Below are 22,655 nucleotides of genomic sequence, written 5' to 3'. Positions count from 1 at the left end.
TGAATTCGTCATTCACCGCCGTTTTTTAGCGCTGAAGCCCGGGCCGTCCCGCTTCTATGGAGAATGTGGCATAAGTTGAGACTGGGGCGCCGGGCCGTGTGATATAAGGAAGAACCTGAAAGTCGGCTTCAAGCTGCCGGGGCGTCAAGCGGCAGCGAACGTAGCCGCGCTGCGCATTGTACAGTTTGACATGCGGGTTTCCGAGCCAGATCGGCGCCAATGAATCGGTCTCGCTGCCGTCAGCGTCTGAAGATATCGAAGTTGTGATCAGCTCGGTTCCGATTGTCGCTGAACCCGCATCGTCGAAGTTCTCCTTTAAGTCGGCAGCGGCATGTCTGTGAATATCTCCTGTCAGCACAACGGGGTTTTGGATGCCGTATGCCTTGTATGCGGAAAAAAGCCTGTCGCGGCAAGCGGGAAAACCGTCCCACTGGTCTGTGCTGTACTCAACTCCGGGGCCTGTATCGCGGTCGATTTGAGCCAGGACGACTTGCTGGACTAAAAAGTTCCACACCGTGTCAGACCGGCTCAAGCCGTTAAAAAGCCAGCGCTCCTGGTCAAATCCGAGTATGGAGCGTGACGGCTCAAGCCGTTCGGCCTCATTTGCCGGAAAATTATTGCGGTACTGCCGGGTGTCCAGAACATTGAATTCAGCCAGGTTTCCATAGCGGAACCGCCTGTACATCAGCATGTCAGGCCCATTTGGAATCGATGTGCTGCGGATCGGGATATTTTCGTAGAAAGCTTGGTACGCCGCTGCGCGCTGCCGGAGAAAATCGTCCGGAGATGTGTTGTATTGGGAATGGATGCCGGCATAATTGTTTTCGACCTCATGGTCATCCATCGTCACAACCCAGGGAGCCAGCGCATGAATGGCCTGGAGGTCCGGGTCTGTCTTAAAAAGAGAATATCTGAGTCTGTATTGGCTGAGCGTGACGGTTTTTGCGTTATGGGCAGCAGATAAAGTCACATCGCGGAAAAGATTTTTAGCATTAATGGCATATTCGTAAATATAGTCTCCGAGGAAAAAAACAACGTCCGGATGGTCTTCGGCCATATGCCGGTAAGCTGTAAAATATCCGTGGTACCAAGCTTGGCACGAGGCGAGAGCGAACGACATTCCCTTGATGTCGGCGTGCGGGGAAGGCGCTGTTTTTGTACGGCCTGTCCGGCTGATTTCCCGTCCCGCTTTAAACCGGTACCAATAATAGCTTCCCGGCTTTAAGCCGTTCACTTCAACATGAACGGAGTGGGCGAGCTCAGCGAGCGCTGAGACGGTCCCGCGCTTCACCACTTTGCGGAAATGTTCATCTTCGGCTACTTCCCACTGAACAGGGACGGCTCTGCTGGGCATTCCCCCTAAACCGTCTTCGGCAAGCGGATCGGGGGCAAGCCTCGTCCAAATGACAACCCCGTCGGGATGCGGGTCACCTGAAGCCACTCCAAGCTTGAATGGATAATCTGCAAATCGGGGCGCGCCGGCGGCGATCGAAGCGTCTTCAGGCATCAGGCCGCGTCTTGCTAAAGATGCGAATTCGCCAGCCGGAACAAAGCGCCCTCCTCTTGAATGGTTCATGAGTCAGAGCCTCCTCATCAATCGTTTTCTCATTAACCACTATACGATCTGTTTTGCTCCATTAGCACATTCTGGAATTTAAATAATTGTGAAGAATGTGCAAAGCCGGAAGAATAATTTGCATTTCAGCGTCCCGTTTCTGCAATTGAAGGGCGGTATCCGGCAAGTTATTTTGAAAACGCTTTTTTGGCCGGGGCCTTTTTATATAATGAACCCAACACAGCCAAAGAGGTGAACGAAATGAAGGGGAAAAAAGAATATGGCTTTTTAACTCAGGCATTTATTTTTGCTGTTATGATGTTTGTTTCAAACGGAATCGCCGCGATTCTGCCCATCCCGATTCCTCCGTCTGTCATCGGCTTGGTGATGTTGTTTGCATTGCTGTGTGCGAACGTACTGAAGCTGGAACAAGTCGAATCGCTTGGCACGGCGCTCACTTCGCTGATCGGTTTTTTATTCGTTCCGTCGGGTATATCAGTGATGAACTCGCTCGGTGTCATGGAGAAATACGGGCTGCCGATCGTCCTCGTGATTTTCCTGGCCACCGTCATTCTGCTTGCAGCGACAGGCTTGTTTTCACAGTTCATCCTGTCTGCAAGCAAAAAGGACCGTCAGGACAACCGGGGTGAACCTGCCAAAAAAACAGCTTCTTGAATCAATAGGAGGTTATTAACGCTATGACACCTTATTTCGGTATCGTCGTTTCACTGGCCGCATTTGGCATCGGCACTTTTTTATTTAAAAAATCAAATGGTTTTTTCTTGTTCACGCCTCTGTTTGTCGCGATGATTCTTGGGATCGTATTTTTAAAAATCGGCGGTTTTTCATATGAGGACTACAAGAGCGGCGGAGACATCATTAAGTTCTTTTTGGAGCCCGCCACGATTGCGTTCGCCATTCCTTTATACAAACAGGTGGAAAGCTTGAAAAAATATTGGCTGCAAATCCTTGGCGCCATTATTGCGGGCTCTGTCTGCTCGGTTGCTGTCGTCTATCTAATCGCAAACGCGCTCCATCTTGACGGAGCCGTCATGAAAAGCATGCTGCCTCAGGCCGCCACGACCGCGATTGCGCTTCCTTTATCAAAAGGGATCGGCGGCATTCAAGATATCACGGCCTTCGCCGTCATCTTTAACGCAGTGATCGTCTATGCGCTCGGCGCGCTTTTTTTGAAGATCTTTAAAGTGCAGCATCCGATCGCCAAAGGGTTGGCGCTCGGAACATCAGGACATGCCCTCGGCGTCGCCGTCGGAATTGAAATGGGGGAAGTCGAAGCGGCAATGGCGAGTATTGCAGTTGTCGTCGTCGGCGTCGTGACCGTGTTTGTCGTTCCGTTATGTGTCCAAATGATCGGCGGATAGAGCCGGTGAAAGAAAAATAAAAAAATAGCATTGCTATTTCAAATGTGTCCTGATATAATAGCAAATGTTGTGATAAATTTTATATCTTGACTTGCAGGATTTGTTTATGTAAGATGGATAATGAATTGAATATATATCAACAAGCAGAAGCACCCGCTTCTCACCTGATTGACACATTCTTGTAGTTGGCAGGTTAAACGTACATTTCTTATTTTTCTATGCAATGTTCGCAGTGTGGGTGTTTCGATGCCCGCACTTTTTGTTTGCCTGTGGAATGCAAAGAAACGGTCAAAATGAGTTGTGAAATCAATTCAAAGATTCTATGGAGGTGGCTCATTATTAGCAAAGATCAATTGGTTAATGAGGGTATCCGTGCGCGTGAAGTTCGTTTGATCGGACAAAATGGCGATCAGCTTGGGATCAAATCCCGCCAGGAAGCACTGGAAATTGCGGGTCGCGCAAATCTTGACCTTGTGTTGGTTGCAGCGAATGCAAAACCGCCTGTATGCCGGATCATGGACTACGGAAAGTACAGATTCGAGCAGCAGAAGAAGGAAAAGGAAGCACGCAAAAATCAAAAAATCATTAACTTAAAAGAAGTTCGGCTGAGCCCTGGTATTGAAGAACATGATTTCAATACAAAGCTTCGCAACGCCATCAAGTTCCTGGAAAAAGGGGACAAAGTGAAAGCGTCCATCCGCTTTAAAGGCCGTGCGATCACGCACAAAGAAATCGGACAGCGCGTGCTGGACCGTTTCTCAGAAGCCTGCGCGGAAGTGGCGACTGTTGAAACGAAGCCGAAAATGGACGGCCGCAGCATGTTCTTGGTGCTCGCGCCTAAAACTGAAAAGTAATTAAGGAGGAAACATCCATGCCAAAAATGAAAACTCACCGCGGATCTGCGAAACGTTTTAAAAAGACAGGTTCCGGGAAACTGAAACGTTCTCATGCATATACAAGTCACTTGTTCGCAAATAAATCTCAAAAACAAAAGCGCAAGCTTCGCAAAAGCGCAGTCGTAAGCGCCGGCGATTTCAAACGCATCAAGCAGCAGCTTGCCAACATTAAGTAATTCGGAAAAGGTATAATTAGGAGGGAAATCTAATGCCAAGAGTAAAAGGCGGAACTGTTACACGCAAACGTCGTAAAAAGGTTCTCAAATTAGCAAAAGGTTATTTTGGTTCAAAACATACATTATATAAAGTAGCTAACCAGCAGGTTATGAAATCAGGAAACTACGCTTTCCGTGACCGTCGTCAGAAAAAACGCGATTTCCGCAAACTGTGGATCACTCGTATCAATGCTGCAGCACGCATGAACGGTCTTTCTTACAGCCGTTTGATGCACGGTCTTAAGCTTTCCGGTATCGAAGTAAACCGCAAAATGCTTGCTGACCTTGCTGTAAATGATTTGAACGCATTCAATCAGCTTGCAGACGCTGCTAAAGCGCAATTGAATAAATAATTGAAAAAGGCCGGAACCCGGCCTTTTTCTTTTGTTGTTAGAAGCTACTCGCGCGGGATGTGAAACGGTTCGTGAGACCGGCCGCCGCAAGCCCCCAACCGCGAAACAAGGAGAAATGAACAATATGACTCTCATATGGATTTACGCGATCCTCATAAACGGATACGGCTTTTTCTTAATGAAAGCAGACAAGCAAAAAGCGGTCACTGGGAAATGGAGGGTATCTGAGCGCCGCATCTGGCTCGTTGCGGCCGCTTTCGGATCCGCAGGCGTCTGGTTCGGGATGATGCGGTTCAGACATAAGACAAAACACCTTTCCTTCAGGCTTGGCATTCCTTTTTTGCTGGCCGTGCAAGCCGTTTTGACCTATTTTTATATGATGAATTAAAAAAGCAGATGAGGCTTATTGCTCTTCTGCTTTTTTGTTTCTCCACTTTTGAATGTTCGAATCCCAGTCGATTTTGCAATCGGGATAGTGGGCTTTAATGTTTTCTTCCAATTCTGCGAAGTCTTCTTCCGTGAAAGAGCTGAGCTTTTCTTCAGGCGCTTCCGTCCATACAAAAATCGTATGGATGAACAGCGGATGGTCTTTTGAAGGAATGTGTTTTTCTCCTTCGAAAAGCACGCCTTTAAATGTCAGCTTGAGATTTTTGCGTGCATTTTTCTGTTCGTCCAAAAAATAAAAGTGTTTTTTGGCCTGTGCTGATTTCAGCCTTCTGTCCGGACTCCCCAAAAATTGAACGGCCCTGTACACGACGTAAACCAAAAGCGCCAGCAAAGCCAGTCTCAATATGATGACAATCATGTTAAAACAGAACCTCCCTTGAACGTAATTTTGAGTATATCCCAATATATACGAACCAGTTCCCGCAAGGTTTCATTTTTTAACCAAAAAAGCTGTACAGAATATTGGTCGTATTGAAAAGGGATGTTTCTGTATAATAGTAAATGAGGGTTAATTAAGGAGGCTGTATAGAGATGGCAAAGCTTGATGAAACATTGACGATGCTAAAGGAATTAACAGATGCAAAAGGAATTCCTGCAAATGAAAAAGAACCCAGACAAGTCATGAAATCGTACATAGAACCGTTTGCCGACGAGGTTACGACAGACAGACTGGGAAGCTTAATCGCTAAAAAGACCGGACAGGCTGACGGACCGAAGATTATGATTGCCGGCCATCTTGATGAGGTCGGTTTTATGGTTACGCGGATCGATGACAGGGGTTATCTCCGCTTTCAGACGGTTGGAGGCTGGTGGAGCCAGGTCATGCTGGCGCAGCGTGTGACGGTCGTGACGAAGAAAGGCGACATCACCGGTATCATCGGTTCAAAACCTCCTCATGTCCTGTCTCAGGAGGCAAGAAAAAAATCGGTGGATATTAAAGATATGTTTATCGATATCGGAGCGTCGAACAGAGAGGAAGCGATGGAGTGGGGCGTTCTTCCGGGAGACCAGGTCGTTCCTTACTTTGAATTTACGGTGATGAATAATGAAAAAATGCTGCTTGCCAAAGCATGGGACAACCGTATCGGCTGCGCGATCGCGATCGATGTGCTGAAAAACCTGAAAGGAGCGGATCACCCGAATGTCGTCTACGGCGTCGGAACCGTACAGGAAGAAGTCGGACTGAGAGGCGCGAAAACCGCCGCGCATACGATCAAGCCTGATATTGCTTTCGGTGTTGACGTGGGAATCGCGGGTGATACACCGGGTATTACGGAAAAAGAGTCGACAAGCAAAATGGGAAAAGGCCCGCAGATCATCCTTTATGACGCTTCAATGGTGTCTCATAAAGGGCTTCGCGACTTTGTCACGAATGTTGCAGATGAAGCCGGCATTCCGTATCAATTTGACGCCCTCTCAGGGGGAGGAACAGATTCGGGCTCGATCCACCTTACCGCGAACGGAGTGCCTGCCCTGTCGATCACGATCGCGACAAGGTATATCCATACGCACGCGGCCATGCTTCACCGGGATGACTATGAACATGCGGTAAAATTAATTACCGAAGTGATTAAGCGATTGGATAAAGAGACGGTTCAAAATATTACGTTTGACTGATGAAAGATGTGGCTGACAGGCTTATTTTATAAGCTGTCAGCTTTTTTTTGTAATGTCAAAGACAGCGTTTACATATATAAACATTGTTTGAAAAATTGACAAAGAAAGGGAGGCATTGTTTTTTCATTTACAAGAACAGGAGTGTGATTTGAATGAAAAATGTGTTGCGGAGAATGTCTTTGACAGGATTGATGTTCGGACTGCTGCTGGCTTTTTTGATGCCTGAATCAGGCAAGGCTGCGTTTTGGGACACAAAGGGGGACAATTTCATCCATGACCCTTCCATCATTAAAGAGGGAAATACGTGGTATACATTTGGAACCGGGCTCGGTACAGGGCTGCGTGTCATTAAGTCAACCGACGGCAGAAACTGGAGTGCTGCCCCGAGTATTTTTCCAGCTCCATTGTCCTGGTGGAAGATGTACGTACCAAATCATGAACCGCATCAGTGGGCGCCGGATATCAGCTACTATAACGGCCGGTATTGGCTGTATTACTCTGTATCGTCTTTCGGTTCAAACACATCAGCGATAGGACTCGCATCGACAGACCGGATTTCATCCGGCAAATGGCGGGATGACGGGCTGGTCATCAGATCGACATCCGGTGATCAGTTTAATGCCATTGACCCTGATCTGGTTATTGACAAAGACGGGAATCCATGGCTCTCATTCGGTTCCTTTTGGACCGGCATCAAGCTGACAAGGCTTGATAAAAACACGATGAAGCCGACGGGAAGTCTGTATTCGATCGCCTCAAGGCCGAATAACGGCGGAGCGGTTGAAGCGCCGAACATTACCTACAAAGACGGCTACTATTACTTATTTGTCTCGTTTGACAGCTGCTGTAAAGGGGTGAACAGCACATATAAAATAGCGTACGGCCGTTCAACGAGCATTACGGGACCCTATTATGATAAAAGCGGCAAAAATATGATGAACGGCGGAGGGACGATCCTGGATTCCGGCAATGACCGCTGGAAAGGGCCGGGACATCAGGATGTTCTGAACAACTCGATCCTTGTCAGACACGCTTATGACGCGTTGGACAATGGTGTATCGAAGCTGCTCATCAACGACTTGTACTGGGATTCCCAAGGGTGGCCGACTTATTAACAGATGACGGGCGATTTTTCCGCCCGTTTTTTTGTTCTGAAATCTGTCAAAAAAAATAAAAAACACACTGGAAATTAAATTGACAGTTTTTTTCAAAATGATATAATGAAGTTGTTCGTACAAATATGTTTTTGAGTTTAGTTGTACGTACATATAGTCGCGATAAGTTTGAGAATAAGGTATATCCATATTTTTTTGTAAGCGTTTTAATAGTTTGCTAATCTTTACACAGAAACCTTAAAGAAGAGGAGGAAGCTATTTGATTCAAAAAAAGACGCATGTATTTTGGTTTGTGACAGGCAGCCAGCATTTATATGGAGAAAAGGCCGTACAAGAGGTGGAAGAGCATTCCAAAATGATCTGCAACGGATTAAATGACGGACATTTAAGGTTTCAAGTCAAGTACAAAGCGGTGGCCACTTCGCTGGACGGCGTCAGAAAACTGTTTGAAGAGGCGAACCGGGACGAGGAGTGCGCGGGCATCATTACCTGGATGCATACGTTTTCACCGGCGAAAATGTGGATTCCGGGCCTGTCCGAGCTGAATAAGCCGCTGCTCCATTTTCATACCCAATTTAACCGGGACATTCCGTGGGATAGAATCGACATGGATTTCATGAATATTAATCAGTCTGCACACGGCGACCGCGAATACGGCTTTATCGGAGCTAGATTGGGCATTCCGCGAAAAGTCATTGCCGGGTATTGGGAAGATAGAGACGTCAAACACTCGATCGACAAATGGATGAGCGCAGCGGTCGCATATATTGAGAGCCGTCATATCAAAGTCGCCCGATTTGGGGACAACATGCGCAATGTGGCGGTAACAGAAGGAGATAAGATTGAAGCGCAGATTCAGCTTGGCTGGTCTGTCGACGGATATGGAATCGGCGACCTCGTCACAGAGATCAATACTGTATCAGAACAAAGTCTGAACGAGCTCATCTCCGAATATGAGGAGCTTTATGAGTGGCCGGAAGGCGAAGAGGCAAGGGAATCCGTCAAAGAGCAGGCGCGGATCGAGCTTGGATTAAAGCGCTTTCTTTCGAATGGGGGCTATACGGCCTTTACGACAACCTTTGAAGACCTCCACGGTATGAAGCAGCTTCCAGGTTTGGCCGTTCAGCGCCTGATGGCCGAAGGCTACGGTTTCGGAGGAGAAGGAGATTGGAAAACGGCTGCGCTCGTCAGGATGATGAAAGTGATGGCCGGCGGAAAAGAAACGTCATTTATGGAGGATTACACGTACCATTTTGAACCGGGCAATGAAATGATTCTCGGCTCCCACATGCTTGAAGTGTGCCCGTCGATTGCCGATCACAAACCGAGAATTGAAGTCCATCCGCTGTCAATGGGTGCAAAGGACGATCCGGCGCGGCTCGTGTTCGACGGAATTGCAGGCCCTGCGGTCAATGTCTCTCTCATCGATTTGGGCGGCCGTTTCAGGCTTGTCATCAATGAAGTGGAAGCTGAGAAGGTTCCGCATGATATGCCGAATCTTCCGGTGGCGCGCGTACTTTGGAAGCCGCAGCCGTCTTTGAGAACATCGGCTGAAGCGTGGATTTTGGCTGGCGGTGCGCACCATACATGCCTTTCGTATCAGCTGACAGCCGAGCAGATGCTCGATTGGGCCGAAATGTCAGGCATTGAAGCGGTGTTGATCAATCGCGATACGACGATATTAAATCTTCGCAATGAACTTAAATGGAGTGAAGCTGCATATCGGCTTCGCAAGTTTTAAGGGGGTGAAGGCTTATCCCTTACACAATCGGAGTTGACTTTGGAACATTGTCAGGACGCGCTGTTCTCGTCGATGTCCGGACAGGTGAGGAAATCGCGACAGCTGTCAAAGAGTACACACACGGGGTGATAGACCGGGAGCTTCCCGTCTCAAAGCGGAAACTTCCGCGGGACTGGGCGCTCCAGCATCCGGCTGATTACATTGAAGTGCTGGAGGAAACAATTCCGAGCCTTTTAAAGCAGTCGAAAGCGGATCCGAAAGAAATCATCGGCATCGGAATCGATTTCACGGCTTGCACGATTTTGCCCGTTGACGAGAACGGCACTCCTCTTTGCATGAGGGAAGAGTATGCGTCAGAACCGCACAGCTATGTCAAGCTTTGGAAGCACCATGCTGCACAGGAGCAGGCGAATCGCTTGAATCAAATCGCGGAAGAAAGAAATGAACCTTTTCTTCAAACATACGGCGGGAAAATTTCTTCCGAGTGGCTCGTTCCAAAAGTGATGCAAATCGTGGAAGAAGCGCCTGTTATTTATGATGCTGCAGCCGAGATTATGGAAGCGGCCGACTGGATCGTCTATATGCTGTGCGGAACTAGAAAGCGCAACAATTGTACAGCGGGTTATAAAGCGATTTGGAACAATAAAAGCGGCTATCCTTCCGATGATTTCTTCGCAAGCCTGCATCCGAAGCTGAAAAATATCGTTCGCGAAAAATTAACAGAGGATATTTATTCTGTAGGTGAAAAAGCGGGCGGACTGACTGAAGAAATGGCCGGGAAGACAGGGCTTCTGGCTGGTACGGCGGTCGCTGTCGCAAATGTTGATGCGCATGTGTCAGTTCCGGCGGTCGGCATCACAGAGCCGGGCAAGATGCTGATGATCATGGGAACGTCTACCTGCCATATGCTGCTCGGTGAAGATGTCAGAATGGTGCCGGGAATGTGCGGCGTCGTTGAAGACGGGATTCTGCCAGGCTATGTTGGCTATGAAGCGGGCCAATCGTGCGTCGGCGACCATTTTCATTGGCTGATTCAACACTTTGTACCAGAAGCGTATATGAAAGAAGCTGAAGCCGAAGGGATTTCTATATTCGAACTGCTGTCTCAAAAGGCTGACCGTCTCCAAATCGGCGAAAGCGGTTTGCTTGCATTGGATTGGTGGAACGGAAACCGTTCAACACTCGTTGATGCCGATCTGACAGGCATGCTGCTCGGTATGACGCTTGCCACTAAGCCTGAAGAGATATACCGTGCATTGGTTGAAGCGACTGCTTACGGGACGAGGATCATTATTGAAACGTTTAGACAAAGCGGCGTGCCGATCGAGGAGCTGTATGCCGCAGGAGGAATCGCCGAAAAAAATCCGTTTATCATGCAGATTTACGCGGATGTCACCAACATGGAAATCAAAATATCCGGATCTCCGCAGGCGCCGGCTTTAGGTTCCGCGATATTCGGAGCGCTCGCGGCCGGAAGCGTGAACGGCGGTTATGACCATATCGAAGAAGCAGTCGCACATATGGGCAAGATCAAGGATCAAACGTACAAACCAATTCCTGAAAACGTTGCCTTATACGATCGGCTTTATACGGAATACAAGGAACTTTACACGTACTTCGGAAAGCAAAACAACGTGATGAAACGCCTTAAAAAATTGAAAAACATCCAGTCCATTAGTTCTGACACCGGTAAAGCGATGGCTTAAAGGGAGGAGAAAACTGTGCTGGAATCTTTGAAAGAACAAGTATTAAAAGCGAATTTGCAACTTGAAGAATACCGGCTTGTCACCTTTACATGGGGAAATGTCAGCGGTATTGACCGGGAGAATGAGCTGGTCGTCATCAAACCGAGCGGTGTCAAATACAGCGATTTGAAAGCCGAAGATTTAGTGGTTCTGAATATGGACGGCGAGATTGTAGAAGGGGATCTGAAGCCGTCTTCCGATACGCCGACACACCTCTATCTTTACCGGCAGTTTCAGTCGATCGGCGGGATCGTCCATACGCATTCTCCGTGGGCGACAAGCTGGGCGCAGTCAGGGAAGGATATTCCGTCACTCGGAACGACTCATGCCGACTATTACCACGGTGACATTCCGTGTACAAGAGAAATGAATCCTGAGGAGATCAGAGGTCAATACGAGTTGAATACAGGAAAAGTGATTGCCGAGACGTTCCGGCATCTGGACCCCCTGGCGATGCCCGGCGTTCTCGTGAACAATCACGGGCCGTTTTGCTGGGGGAAAGACGCCTTGGCGGCCGTACACAATGCTGTCGTCTTGGAAGAAGTCGCGAAGATGGCGTACCGCTCCCTGATGCTGAATCCGTCTCTTGAGCCGATTAAGAGCGCTTTGCAGGATAAGCACTATTTTCGCAAGCACGGGGCAGACGCGTATTACGGCCAATAGAGGAGGGAAGCTGTCAATGAAAGATTTGATCTCTTATGTGAAAGACACTTTGGGTGCGTGCGAATGCGGAGCCGTTCATCATCCGCTTACAGTCGAAAAAATCGCGATCGGCGGCAAAGCTGTTGAGCAAGAATTGCCCGCTTTCGTGAAATCGGCTTCCTATAAAAAAGCCGCTGTCATTTATGATGAAACGACCGGACGGATAGCCGGTAAGCGGATTGCGGCTCTTCTTGAAGAAACGGCTGAAACAGTTCAGGTTCTGCTGGAAGCTAATGAAGCGGGCGATGTGACGGCGGATGAGCAAACATTGGTGAGTGCATTGATCGGTGTACCGATTGATGCGGATGTACTAATTGCAGCCGGAGCGGGCACGATTCACGACATCGTCAGGTTTTGCGCCTATCAGCGCGGCATCCCGTTTATTTCAGTTCCTATGGCTCCGTCGGTTGACGGTTTTACTTCAGCCGGCGCACCGCTGATTTTAAAAGGAAAGAAACAGACGGTTCAAACGACAGCGCCGATCGCGCTTTTTGCCGATTTGGAGCTCTTGTGTCAAGCGCCACAGAACATGATAGCCGCAGGTTTTGGCGATATGCTCGGCAAGGAGACGTCGCTTGCGGATTGGGAAATTTCCCGCCTGCTTGCCGATGAGCCGTATTGCCCGGCCGCCAGCCGGCTCACGAGGGAAGCGCTTGATCAATGCCTTGACCGAAAAGATGACATCGCTGCCAAGACGCGTGATGGGATTAAGAAATTGATGGAATCACTGATCCTTTCTGGTCTTGTCATGCTGGTTCTCGACCATTCAAGGCCGGCTTCCGGCGGCGAGCATCATCTTTCCCACTACCTTGAAATGAAAGCGTTGGAGAACAATAAGCGGCAAGTGCTCCACGGTGCTAAAGTCGGCTGCAGCGCCATCATGCTGACTGACATTTACCGATCTCTTATCGGTACAAGCCTGGGTGATCAACACGCTGAGCAAGCGATTCGCTCCGTTTATGAAAAGCTTCCTGACGGTAAGAAAATGGCAGAGTGGATGAGGCGTATCGGCGGGCCTGTATCTTTCAAAGAACTCGATGTTGAAGAAGAGCTGGTGAGAGAAGCGCTCGCATACGCCCATCAGCTCAGAGATCGGTATACAGGACTGAAAATCATCAATCAATACGGCCTTTTGCCGGGGCTTTTAGGCAAAGGACCAGGCGTGAAAGGGGTTAAAATGTGAAAAGGTTCCTTTCATCTATATTTATGGTCACGGTCGCTGCATGTCTGCTTTTATCGGGGTGCAAGGCAAGTCCAGCCTCTGATCAAGCGGACGGCACCGAATTGACATTTTGGACATTCAACGGCCTTCATGAACAGTTTTATGCTGAGATGGTGAAAGAATGGAACAAAAAGTATCCCGAGCGAAAAATCAAATTAAATACAGTGGTGTATCCGTATGGACAGATGCATGACAATTTATCAATCTCGCTTTTAGCCGGGAAAGGGGTTCCAGATATTGCCGATGTTGAGCTGGGGCGCTATTCGAACTTTTTGAAGGGCTCTGACATTCCTCTTACAGATTTAACGCCGCTTGTGGATGGCGACCGCGACAAGTTTGTTGAAGCGAGGCTGACGCTCTACAGCAAGAACGGCAAGCTTTACGGACTTGACACACATGTCGGAACAACCGTGATGTATTACAACATGGAAATGATGAATAAAGCAGGCGTTGATCCGGACGACATCAAAACATGGGAAGATTACAGGGAAGCGGGCAAAAAGGTCGTCAAAGCTCTCGGAAAGCCGATGACAACGATTGAAACGACCGATCCGAATTCATTTCTGCCGCTGGTTTCCCAGCAGGGATCCGGTTACTTTGATGAGCAGGGGCGTTTGACATTAAACAATGAGACAAACGTAAAAACGCTCGAATTTTTAAAGACTTTAATTGAGAAAGACAAAATTGCCGTCACAACGCCCGGAGGTAATCATCACAGTGAAGAATACTACGGGTTTATGAACCAAGGCGGCGCGGCGTCTGTCTTAATGCCGATCTGGTATATGGGCCGTTTTTTGGATTATATGCCTGACTTGAAAGGGAAAATCGCGATCAGACCGTTGCCGGCATGGGAAGAAGGGGGAGACCGTTCAGCGGGAATGGGCGGAACGGCCACCGTGATTCCAAAACAGGCGAAAGAGGTCGATCTGGCCAAGGATTTCTTGAAATTTGCCAAAGCATCGAAAGAAGGCAACATCAAGCTGTGGACCGTGCTCGGATTCGATCCGCTCAGATGGGATGTGTGGGACTCGGACGAATTGAAAAAACCAAATCAATATACAGAATACTTTCAAAACGGACAACACATCTTTTCCGTGCTTCTTGACATAAAGGATGAGATCAATCCGCTTTACCTTACTGAGGATTATGCGAAGACTTCTGATCTCGTCAACAGAAACGTCCTGTACGAAGCGCTCAAAACGAAGAGCAAAACACCGAAAGAAGCATTGGACAAAGCAGCAGCTGAAGTGAAAGGGCAATAGTCTTTCATTACTGTAAAGCGAGGCGATAACTTGAAGACTGTTAAAACAGATACAGTGCATTCGTTTCCGCCGGTGAGCAGAAAAAGAAAGATCAGACGATTATTATATTCAGCAAAAGCCGCACCCTACATTTTCACAGCACCTTTTGTACTCTCCTTCTGCATATTTTTTCTTTATCCGCTTATCAGCGTCGTCATCATGAGCTTTCAAAGCATTCTCCCCGGGGAAGTCCGCTTCATCGGGACGGAGAACTATCAAGCATTAAACAATCCTACATTTTATACCGCACTATTCAACACCGTAAAATACACCTTTTGGACATTGCTGATTTTAATACCTGTTCCTCTTATTCTGGCAGTCTTTTTAGATTCTAAACTCGTAAAGTTTAAAAACGTGTTCAAATCGGCTTTATTCATCCCGGCTCTGACGTCAACCATTGTGGCGGGGATTATTTTCAGGCTGATTTTTGGAGAAATGGATACATCGCTGGCGAATTCGATATTGGCTAAGTTTGGAGCTTCGCCGTACAACTGGCTGAACAACGAACATACCGGCATGTTTTTAATGGTGATGCTCGCATCCTGGAGATGGATGGGAATCAATGTCCTGTACTTTTTGGCGGGCTTGCAGAACGTTCCGAAAGAATTATATGAAGCTGCCGAAATCGACGGCGCAGGCACGTTCAAGAAGTTTTACCATATTACGCTTCCGTTTTTAAAGCCCGTCAGCGTCTACGTGCTGACGATCAGCATCATCGGCGGCTTCCGGATGTTTGAAGAAAGCTATGTGCTGTGGCAAAACAACTCTCCGGGCAACATCGGCCTGACGATGGTCGGATACATTTATCAGCAGGGGCTTGCCTACAACAACATGGGCTACGGCTCGGCGCTCGGCATCGTGCTCTTGATCATCATTTTCATCTGCAGCCTCATTTCATTAAAGCTGTCTGGATCTTTTAAAAAGGAGGGCTATTAATGCGTCCTGCCAGAGGCCTCAACATTGCGAAAGTTGCTCTGTTTCTGCTGTTTGCGATACTAAGCTTTTTGTTTGTGTTTCCGCTTTTCTGCCTTGTGCTCGGCTCGCTCAAACCATCTTCGGAATTGTTGCGCTTCGGCTTGAATTTAAAGCTGAGCCCTGAAATCCTGAGCCTTGACAATTACACATACTTGTTTAACGGAGGAAGCATTTATTTTCAATGGTTTTCGAACAGCTTGATTCTCGTGGTGATATCCACCGTGCTGACGCTCTTGTTTTCTTCAATGGTCGGATACGGGCTTGCCGTCTACGACTTTAAAGGAAAAAATCTCTTGTTTGTAGCTGTGCTCCTGATCATGATGGTGCCGATCGAAATTCTCATGCTGCCTTTATTTAAAATGACGGTTTCTCTTCATATTGTCGACACATACGCCGGTGTGATTCTGCCGTTTATCGTCTCGCCTGTCGCCGTGTTTTTCTTTAGACAGTATGCGCTCGGCCTGCCGAGAGATTTGCTTGATTCCGCGAGAATGGACGGCTGCACAGAGTTCGGCATTTACTTCAGGATTATGGCGCCCTTGATGAAGCCGGCATTTGGAGCGATGATCATTCTTCAATCCTTAAACAGCTGGAACAACTTCTTATGGCCGCTGATCGTTTTGCGATCGAAAGAAATGTTTACGCTCCCCATCGGACTGTCCGCTTTGCTCAGTCCGTACGGGAACAATTATGACATGTTGATTTCGGGTTCTGTGCTGGCGATTCTGCCCGTGATTCTCATTTTCCTGTTCTTCCAGAAGTACTTTATATCAGGTTTGACGGCGGGCGGAATTAAAGGCTGATCCACTATATATCATCTTGAAAGGAATGATTTAACATGACTGCACACAAAGCGAAGATGACGATTGACAAGGAATATAAGGTGGCAGAGGTTGATAAGCGAATTTACGGATCCTTTATCGAGCATCTCGGCAGAGCCGTTTACGAAGGTATTTATGAGCCCGATCATCCTGAAGCTGACGAATCTGGCTTTCGGAAAGACGTTATTAAATTGGTCAGTGAACTGAAGGTTCCGTTTATCAGGTATCCGGGCGGAAATTTTGTCTCAGGTTATAACTGGGAGGACGGGATCGGTCCTGTCGAACAGCGGCCGACAAGACTTGATTTGGCGTGGGCGACAACCGAGCCGAACTTAATCGGTACGAACGAATTTATGGATTGGGCAAAGCTTGTCGGGGCAGAGGTGAATATGGCCGTCAACCTCGGAACGAGAGGAATTGATGCCGCACGCAACCTGGTAGAATATTGCAACCATCCGTCAGGATCGTACTACAGCGACTTGAGAAAATCCCACGGATATAAGGAACCGCATAAAATTAAAACATGGTGCCTCGGCAATGAAATGGACGGTCCATGGCAAATCGGCCATAAAACTGCAGCCGAATACGGAAGACTTGCCGCTGAAGCCGCGAAGGTGATGAAATGGACGGACCCGTCGATCGAGCTCGTCGCCTGCGGAAGTTCGGGAAGCGGAATGCCGACATTCATCGACTGGGAAACGACCGTGCTTGACCATACGTACGAACACGTCGAGTACATCTCGCTTCACTCGTATTACGGCAACCGTGACAATGACCTTCCAAACTATTTGGCGAGATCGCTGGATATGGATCACTTCATCAAAACGGTCATCTCAGTCTGCGACTATATGAAAGCGAAAAAGAAAAGCAAGAAAACGATTCACCTTTCATATGATGAGTGGAATGTCTGGTATCACTCGAATGAAAAAGACAAAGAAGCTGAACGCTGGGCGAAAGCGCCGCACCTTCTTGAAGACATTTACAACTTTGAGGATGCGCTTCTCGTCGGCTGTATGCTGATTACGATGCTCAAGCATGCCGACCGCGTGAAAATCGCCTGTCTGGCTCAGCTTGTCAATGTCATCGCGCCGATTATGACAGACAAAGGCGGAGAAGCGTGGCGTCAGACCATTTTCTATCCGTTTATGCACGCTTCCGTCTACGGCAGAGGAACGGTATTGCAGACGGCGGTATCGTCTCCGAAGTATGATGCGAAAGACTTTACGGATGTGCCGTACCTGGAGTCTGTGTCTGTTTTCAATGAAGAAGCCGAAGAATTAACTGTTTTTGCCGTCAACCGCGCAACTGACGCCGGCCTTGAAATGGAAGCCGATATGAGAAGCTTTGAAGGGTACAGTGTCTCTGAGCACATCGTTCTGGAACACGAAGATCATAAAGCGACGAATGAAAAAGACCGCAACAACGTCGTTCCGCACAGCGGCGGAGACGCCAAAGTATGTGACGGCAGGCTGACGGCTCACCTTCCGAAACTTTCCTGGAATGTGATCAGAATGAAAAAAAGATGATCTAAAAAATCCGGCCGCTGTGCCGGTTTTTTTAGGTGTGAAAAGGTGTGCGCATTTATGTCGGAGAATACTATAAAACAGGAGGGGGGATATGATGAAGTCGTTTTTTTCGGCTGCATATTGCTTTTTGATGTACGCATTTATAGCATACCTTTGGCTTCTGTTTATCACGGCGGTCCTTGATCGGACCCGGTTTCTCAATCACTCATTTTTAGAGGCGGGCGTCATCTTGATCGGCACCATATTGTTTTTTTCGCTGTCTCACCATCTCTCAGCTTCACTTGTCAAAACAAACATCAATCGAATCGGAGGGATCGCCGCTTTCTGTCTAGTCATGGCCGTTCATTTTTTTATCGTTCCGTTATGCTGACAGAAAAAAGGCGGATATCCGATGATACCCGCCAATTACGCCTTAAAAAAGGCAGCAGATGAAGCATGTGTCTATTTTATTCTTATTATTCCTATTAGTCAACTGGGTTTTGGGTGGTTTTGAAAATTATTCCTTTGTTTTAAGGGCATGTTGATAAAGATCTGCTGCACTCTCTATTGGAATGTGGCTGATCGAAAACTTCATATTTTCTTTTCCTGAGGCAACGGCCAACTTAATTGACGCTAAGTTTTTTCTCTCTTGCATAAATGTTTGGCTCAATGATGCCCATTGAATGCGTCCGCGTTTCATAATTGCCGTTTTCCGGGATAAAATTCCGTATTGCAAAGTTAAAAACCGGCTGCTTTGATTCCAGCCAATCATCCGATACCCTATCCACCCCAGGCTGAATAATCCGAGCGGCAGAACTGCAGCCAGATTGTGATAGTCGGAAGGTACAAACAGCCATATCGGTATGGCAAAAAGACAGCCGGCTATAAATGGCATAACCATATAGTGAATTTTCGCTTCCTTTGTGAGCGTGTGCAGATGGCCTCCTTTGCGGTAACCGGTAAACGGTTCAAGCATGGATTCGGCCTTTTCTTTTTTAACAAAAGGAAGTAGGGTGACGGTTTTACTGCTTTGCTCATTTGAACGATTGCGAATCAAAACAGCTTTGATTTCTGCATACCCCAAGAATCGGTGAATCGGACGCTCAATGATGAGAATGGCCTGTATCTGGTCTTGTCCGATCGTTCGTTTTTTCTTTTCAAACAGGCCCTGCTCAATCTCAATTTCTCCTTTGCTATTTTTCCTTAATGTGAATTGAAAATCACTTGCAAATGTGAGTAATAGCGAAAGCGCGAATGATAGAATAGCCATCAAGACCACCGTGATCATGATCCAGTTGGGGCCGAACCAGCCGGATAAGGAGGTGAACAAAGTGTCCCTGTCTCCTTCTTTCGATATATCCATATATTTTAGCAATCCCAGTAATAACAGCGTAAACACAATTCCGACTTTAGGCGATAGCAGGCTGTGTAAAATGAGGTTACTTTTAGATAATTGAAACATGGAGTCTTCAGCATGTTCGCTCGGCTTGTCTTTTGTTTCTGCTTTTAAAGCCGTCCGAATGCGCTGTTCTTCTTCTTTTGAAATGCAGCTGAGTGTGATGCCGGATTCTTCTCCTCCGGCAAGTTCAATTGTCAAAGTCCGGGTGGAAAATAAATGATCATATACACGAATCGCAGAATCAATTGATTGTATACGATCCGGCTGCACCCATCTTTTCTTGACGACAAGCAAACCGGATTCAACATATATCGCTTTCTCATGTATTTGGTAGGTAAATGATCGCCATTTTAATACACCAATCACGAAAAACGACATGATAAGGCATGAGCCTAAAGTGATATTGATGAGGAAAGCGGGAATGTCACCGCCTAGTTTATGAATACATAATACGAGCAGTGGAAATAACCAAATAAAGGAAAAGAATTCTTTGATCGCTGTAGCGATAAAGTAAAGGACGGAAACCGGATGGAGACGATGTTTGATCAATGTGTCAGACTTGTTCATCGCTTAACCTCGCATAGGCTTCAATTTCTTTGCGGATCGAATCGGCTGTTCCTTCGGCCAATCCCAGAATGTCGTGGCTGCCGGCTGCCGTTGATAAAGTCACTGTATATAAATTGTACTTTTTTAAAATAGGACCTTGTTTTGCTTCGACATGCTGGACTTTCCCCATAGGAATTAATACTTTTCGTCTGAAAATGATCCCTTTATGGATTTGAATACTTACTTCACTTAGGCGGTATCGCCACAAGTGATATTTCCACTTCGGCAAAAGATAAAGTTCAAACGGTACCGAGGCAACAGCTAAACATAATGTGACAGCCAATATCCATTTTGGCCAGCCGAATGTGATAGTAAAGTATAGCAATGCCAGAATCATGGATGCATACACACATAAAGTGATCACACCTTCAAGCTTCCGTACAGCAACAATTTTCCCGTCCAATTTTTTAAATTCACCAGTGTTCACGATAGCCTCCCTATTTAGTTATTTTTCTTGTTGCATAATCGAACGTATCGACAATTTCTGATATCATGTCTTCCTTATCTGATATATCTTGATTTGCGATTTTGGTCCCAAGAGAATCGATGACGCTTCGGACGGTTCTGGCCATAATGTGCGGGGAAAACTGCCTGAAACTCCCTTCTGTTTCCTGTCCCCACTTAAAAATTTCAACTAATGGCTCATATATTGATTCATCTTCATTCTGGTAAAATAGCTCGCCGGTTTCTGTTCGTAGGTTGGATACCACCTCAATGATTGCGGTCACGTAAGCCCGGTGTTCATACATGAATCTGAGATTTGATTCAATGTATGCGCGCAGTGTCGCCGGCGCACTGTCTGAACCATCCATGAATTTTTCCATATAAGGTGCTGCAAGTCCGTAGCAATACTCAACAACAGCCTTCATAAGCTGCATTTTATTTGGAAAATGATACGTAACGACTCCTTTGCTGATTCCCCCCTTTTTCGCGATATTGCCGATCGAGGCATTCGCATAGCCTTCTTCCACAAGCACTTGAATAGCGTCTTCAATAATTTGCAGTTGTCTTTTTTGTGATTTCGTATTCATGGCTCAATTTTAGTACGATCGTGCTAAAGTGTCAATAAGAATATGAAATCAAACTGAGAGGTCCGGGTGCTCGTCTATAACAAAAGGAAGCTGTCATAAAAAGCGAAGATGGAGGCCGGGTCTTTTTTCGGAAAAAGATGATTGCGCTTACAAAAAATATGAGATATGTTAAAAAAGAAACAAAGGGGGGAGGAATTGGATGAATGCAATAACAATTGTGATCGCTTCCATCTGTATTTTGGCGATCGCCTATCGTTTGTACGGAACATTTATGATGGTGAAAGTGTTGAAGGTTGATGATGACAAGCCGACTCCTGCCCATCTCCAGAAAGACGGCAAAGATTATGTGCCGACGAACAAATGGGTGTCTTTCGGCCACCACTTTGCGGCCATCGCAGCCGCGGGGCCGCTTGTCGGGCCGATCTTGGCGGCGCAGTTCGGCTACTTGCCGGGGCTGTTGTGGCTCTTGATCGGAGCGGTGATCGGGGGAGCCGTGCATGATATTGTCGTTTTATTTGCGTCCATGCGGAGGAAGGGAAAGTCGCTTTCAGAAGTGGCGAAAGAAGAGCTCGGGCCTGTTGCGGGATTTTGCACGGGGCTTGCGATGCTGTTTATTATTACGATCACGATGGCGGGGCTGTCGATGGTTGTGCTTCATGCGCTTGAACGCAATCCGTGGGGGACGTTCGCCGTTGCGATTACAATTCCGATCGCGATGGGGGTCGGTTTATTTTATAAAAAGACAGGCAACTTAAAATTAGCGTCAACCGGCGGATTTATTTTACTGATGGCCGGTGTCTTCATCGGACCGTCCATCGCGGAAACGCCGCTTGGAGACGCCTTGACGCTTGATACGAAAACGCTTGCTGTCGCACTTCCTGTCTATGCATTTTTTGCAGCTGCGCTCCCTGTATGGCTGCTGCTTGCGCCGCGCGATTATTTGAGCAGCTTCATGAAGATCGGGGTGTTTATCGCTTTGATTGCCGGGGTGTTCGTCGTCAATCCGGCGATTCCGTTTCCGGCGTTTACCGAGTTTACGGGCGGAGGGGGACCTGTATCACCTGGTCCGGTTTGGCCGTTTATTTCAATTACGATCGCCTGCGGTGCGATTTCCGGCTTCCATGCGTTTGTCGGTTCAGGCACGACGCCGAAAATGCTTGATAAGTGGAGCGATATGAAATTCGTCGGCTTTGGGGCGATGCTCGTTGAGTGTCTTGTCGGCATCATGGCGCTGATCGCGGCAACGGCATTGCAGCCGGGCGATTATTTTGCCATCAACAGTTCGCCTGAAGTCTTTCGGACGCTTGGCATGAATGTCGTCCACCTGCCTGAACTCAGCCGCGAAATCGGTCTCGATCTTGAAGGAAGAACAGGCGGAGCTGTTACCCTTGCCGTCGGCATGGCTTATATTTTTACGGATATTCCGTTTTTCAGCCATTTGGCCTCTTACTTTTTTCAATTTGTCATCATGTTTGAAGCCGTCTTTATTTTAACGGCGATTGATGCCGGTACAAGGGTGGCGCGTTATTTGATTCAAGACTTTTTCGGAGAAGTGTACAAACCGCTGAAAAAAACGGACTGGCTTCCGGGTTCGGTCGCAGCGAGCGCCGTTGCCTGTTTCATGTGGGGGTATTTGCTGTATTCAGGCGACATCAGCTCGATTTGGGCGCTGTTTGGCGTATCCAACCAGCTGATGGCATCCGTCGGTTTAATTATCGGCGCGACGGTCATTTTAAAAATAGCGGACAAACGGCGTTATATGCTGACATGTCTCATTCCGCTCGCTTATTTGTACGTAACGGTCAACTATGCGGGATACTGGATGATCAAAAACGTTTATTTTAATGCGGAAGCTGCCGGTTTCAGCGTTTTAAACGGCATTTTATCAATTATTATGCTGCTGCTGGGGCTGGTGATCATGGCGGCTGCCATTAAAAAGTGGACGGAGATTTGGCGCGATCCGGCATTGCGGATGGAGCCTTCTATTCCAGGATGAAAATAAACCGGGGCCGTTTCAGGCCGCCGGT

At 47.5% G+C, this 22,655-nt stretch carries 23 protein-coding genes and 1 other annotated feature; of the genes, 18 read left to right on the top strand and 5 right to left on the bottom strand.

Annotated features, from left to right (window positions below; translation table 11 throughout):
• Window positions 1-25 precede the first annotated feature (25 nt).
• Window positions 26-1,576, bottom strand: a complete 1,551-nt coding sequence (locus ACH97_RS07990; protein WP_020452533.1) for an alkaline phosphatase D family protein — start codon at window positions 1,574-1,576, stop codon at window positions 26-28.
• Between the two features lie 240 nt (window positions 1,577-1,816).
• On the opposite strand from ACH97_RS07990, the gene lrgA reads away from it, so the two are divergent.
• The 6 genes from lrgA to ACH97_RS07960 all read left to right on the top strand — a co-directional run bounded on the left by lrgA (window position 1,817) and on the right by ACH97_RS07960 (window position 4,789).
• Window positions 1,817-2,230 carry an antiholin-like murein hydrolase modulator LrgA gene (gene lrgA / locus ACH97_RS07985; RefSeq protein ID WP_020452532.1) on the top strand — a complete coding sequence of 138 codons (414 nt, stop codon included), beginning with the start codon at window positions 1,817-1,819 and terminating at the stop codon, window positions 2,228-2,230.
• Between the two features lie 23 nt (window positions 2,231-2,253).
• Window positions 2,254-2,937 carry an antiholin-like protein LrgB gene (lrgB, locus tag ACH97_RS07980; protein WP_020452531.1) on the top strand — a complete coding sequence of 228 codons (684 nt, stop codon included), beginning with the start codon at window positions 2,254-2,256 and terminating at the stop codon, window positions 2,935-2,937.
• 135 nt (window positions 2,938-3,072) lie between these two features.
• Window positions 3,073-3,205 (top strand) — a sequence feature (ribosomal protein L20 leader region).
• 67 nt (window positions 3,206-3,272) lie between these two features.
• A complete protein-coding gene (infC, locus tag ACH97_RS07975; RefSeq protein WP_116523372.1) occupies window positions 3,273-3,791 on the top strand; it encodes a translation initiation factor IF-3 in 519 nt (172 codons plus the stop codon).
• A gap of 17 nt (window positions 3,792-3,808) precedes the next feature.
• Window positions 3,809-4,009 (top strand): 50S ribosomal protein L35, encoded by a 201-nt coding sequence (gene rpmI, locus ACH97_RS07970; RefSeq protein WP_003184267.1) that lies wholly within the window; start codon window positions 3,809-3,811, stop codon window positions 4,007-4,009.
• Between the two features lie 32 nt (window positions 4,010-4,041).
• Entirely contained in the window at window positions 4,042-4,401 is a 360-nt protein-coding gene (gene rplT / locus ACH97_RS07965) for a 50S ribosomal protein L20 (protein WP_003184266.1), read from the top strand.
• A gap of 124 nt (window positions 4,402-4,525) precedes the next feature.
• Complete coding sequence (locus ACH97_RS07960; RefSeq protein ID WP_020452529.1) at window positions 4,526-4,789, top strand: DUF1294 domain-containing protein; 264 nt, start codon at window positions 4,526-4,528, stop codon at window positions 4,787-4,789.
• Window positions 4,790-4,804: 15 nt separating this feature from the next.
• Here ACH97_RS07960 and ACH97_RS07955 read toward each other — a convergent pair whose 3' ends face one another.
• A complete protein-coding gene (locus ACH97_RS07955; RefSeq protein ID WP_023855473.1) occupies window positions 4,805-5,206 on the bottom strand; it encodes a hypothetical protein in 402 nt (133 codons plus the stop codon).
• Between the two features lie 173 nt (window positions 5,207-5,379).
• Here ACH97_RS07955 and ACH97_RS07950 point away from each other — a divergent pair, with 173 nt between their 5' ends.
• The 11 genes from ACH97_RS07950 to ACH97_RS07900 all read left to right on the top strand — a co-directional run bounded on the left by ACH97_RS07950 (window position 5,380) and on the right by ACH97_RS07900 (window position 17,983).
• Window positions 5,380-6,465, top strand: a complete 1,086-nt coding sequence (locus tag ACH97_RS07950) for a M42 family metallopeptidase (protein ID WP_020452527.1) — start codon at window positions 5,380-5,382, stop codon at window positions 6,463-6,465.
• A gap of 152 nt (window positions 6,466-6,617) precedes the next feature.
• Window positions 6,618-7,580 carry an arabinan endo-1,5-alpha-L-arabinosidase AbnA gene (gene abnA / locus ACH97_RS07945; RefSeq protein WP_020452526.1) on the top strand — a complete coding sequence of 321 codons (963 nt, stop codon included), beginning with the start codon at window positions 6,618-6,620 and terminating at the stop codon, window positions 7,578-7,580.
• Window positions 7,581-7,839: 259 nt separating this feature from the next.
• Entirely contained in the window at window positions 7,840-9,321 is a 1,482-nt protein-coding gene (araA, locus tag ACH97_RS07940; RefSeq protein WP_020452525.1) for an L-arabinose isomerase, read from the top strand.
• A gap of 14 nt (window positions 9,322-9,335) precedes the next feature.
• Window positions 9,336-11,027, top strand: coding sequence for a ribulokinase (gene araB / locus ACH97_RS07935; protein ID WP_041817285.1), 1,692 nt, complete (start codon window positions 9,336-9,338; stop codon window positions 11,025-11,027).
• A gap of 15 nt (window positions 11,028-11,042) precedes the next feature.
• A complete protein-coding gene (gene araD, locus ACH97_RS07930) occupies window positions 11,043-11,729 on the top strand; it encodes an L-ribulose-5-phosphate 4-epimerase (RefSeq protein WP_020452523.1) in 687 nt (228 codons plus the stop codon).
• Between the two features lie 16 nt (window positions 11,730-11,745).
• On the top strand, window positions 11,746-12,951 hold the full coding sequence (locus ACH97_RS07925) for a sn-glycerol-1-phosphate dehydrogenase (protein WP_020452522.1): 1,206 nt from the start codon (window positions 11,746-11,748) through the stop codon (window positions 12,949-12,951).
• Window positions 12,952-12,974: 23 nt separating this feature from the next.
• Window positions 12,975-14,252: an arabinooligosaccharides ABC transporter substrate-binding protein AraN gene (gene araN, locus ACH97_RS07920; protein ID WP_095291053.1), complete on the top strand. Its 1,278-nt coding sequence runs from the start codon at window positions 12,975-12,977 to the stop codon at window positions 14,250-14,252.
• 30 nt (window positions 14,253-14,282) lie between these two features.
• Window positions 14,283-15,227, top strand: a complete 945-nt coding sequence (gene araP / locus ACH97_RS07915; protein ID WP_020452520.1) for an arabinooligosaccharides ABC transporter permease AraP — start codon at window positions 14,283-14,285, stop codon at window positions 15,225-15,227.
• Window positions 15,227-16,069 carry a carbohydrate ABC transporter permease gene (locus tag ACH97_RS07910; protein ID WP_020452519.1) on the top strand — a complete coding sequence of 281 codons (843 nt, stop codon included), beginning with the start codon at window positions 15,227-15,229 and terminating at the stop codon, window positions 16,067-16,069. The genes araP and ACH97_RS07910 overlap by 1 nt, the downstream gene beginning before the upstream one ends.
• Window positions 16,070-16,104: 35 nt before the next feature.
• Complete coding sequence (arfA, locus tag ACH97_RS07905; RefSeq protein WP_020452518.1) at window positions 16,105-17,613, top strand: arabinosylfuranosidase ArfA; 1,509 nt, start codon at window positions 16,105-16,107, stop codon at window positions 17,611-17,613.
• 91 nt (window positions 17,614-17,704) lie between these two features.
• The gene (locus ACH97_RS07900) at window positions 17,705-17,983 is read left to right on the top strand and encodes a hypothetical protein (protein ID WP_020452517.1); all 279 of its coding nucleotides are present in this window, start codon (window positions 17,705-17,707) and stop codon (window positions 17,981-17,983) included.
• Between the two features lie 126 nt (window positions 17,984-18,109).
• On the opposite strand, the gene ACH97_RS07895 is transcribed toward ACH97_RS07900, so the two are convergent.
• From ACH97_RS07895 to ACH97_RS07885, 3 genes are read right to left on the bottom strand one after another with little or no spacing between them, the layout of a single operon-like run.
• Window positions 18,110-19,558: a PH domain-containing protein gene (locus ACH97_RS07895; RefSeq protein WP_020452516.1), complete on the bottom strand. Its 1,449-nt coding sequence runs from the start codon at window positions 19,556-19,558 to the stop codon at window positions 18,110-18,112.
• Entirely contained in the window at window positions 19,545-20,024 is a 480-nt protein-coding gene (locus tag ACH97_RS07890) for a PH domain-containing protein (protein WP_020452515.1), read from the bottom strand. Before ACH97_RS07890 ends, ACH97_RS07895 begins: the two co-directional genes overlap by 14 nt.
• A gap of 10 nt (window positions 20,025-20,034) precedes the next feature.
• Window positions 20,035-20,628, bottom strand: a complete 594-nt coding sequence (locus ACH97_RS07885) for a TetR/AcrR family transcriptional regulator (protein WP_020452514.1) — start codon at window positions 20,626-20,628, stop codon at window positions 20,035-20,037.
• Window positions 20,629-20,827: 199 nt separating this feature from the next.
• Here ACH97_RS07885 and cstA point away from each other — a divergent pair, with 199 nt between their 5' ends.
• Window positions 20,828-22,624 carry a carbon starvation protein CstA gene (gene cstA, locus ACH97_RS07880; RefSeq protein ID WP_020452513.1) on the top strand — a complete coding sequence of 599 codons (1,797 nt, stop codon included), beginning with the start codon at window positions 20,828-20,830 and terminating at the stop codon, window positions 22,622-22,624.
• The last annotated feature ends 31 nt before the right edge of the window (window positions 22,625-22,655 follow it).

Source organism: Bacillus paralicheniformis (assembly GCF_001042485.2).
Lineage (GTDB): Bacteria > Bacillota > Bacilli > Bacillales > Bacillaceae > Bacillus > Bacillus paralicheniformis.
The sequence above is the reverse complement of the archived record's forward strand: the minus strand, read 5'-3'. Positions and strand labels throughout refer to the sequence as shown.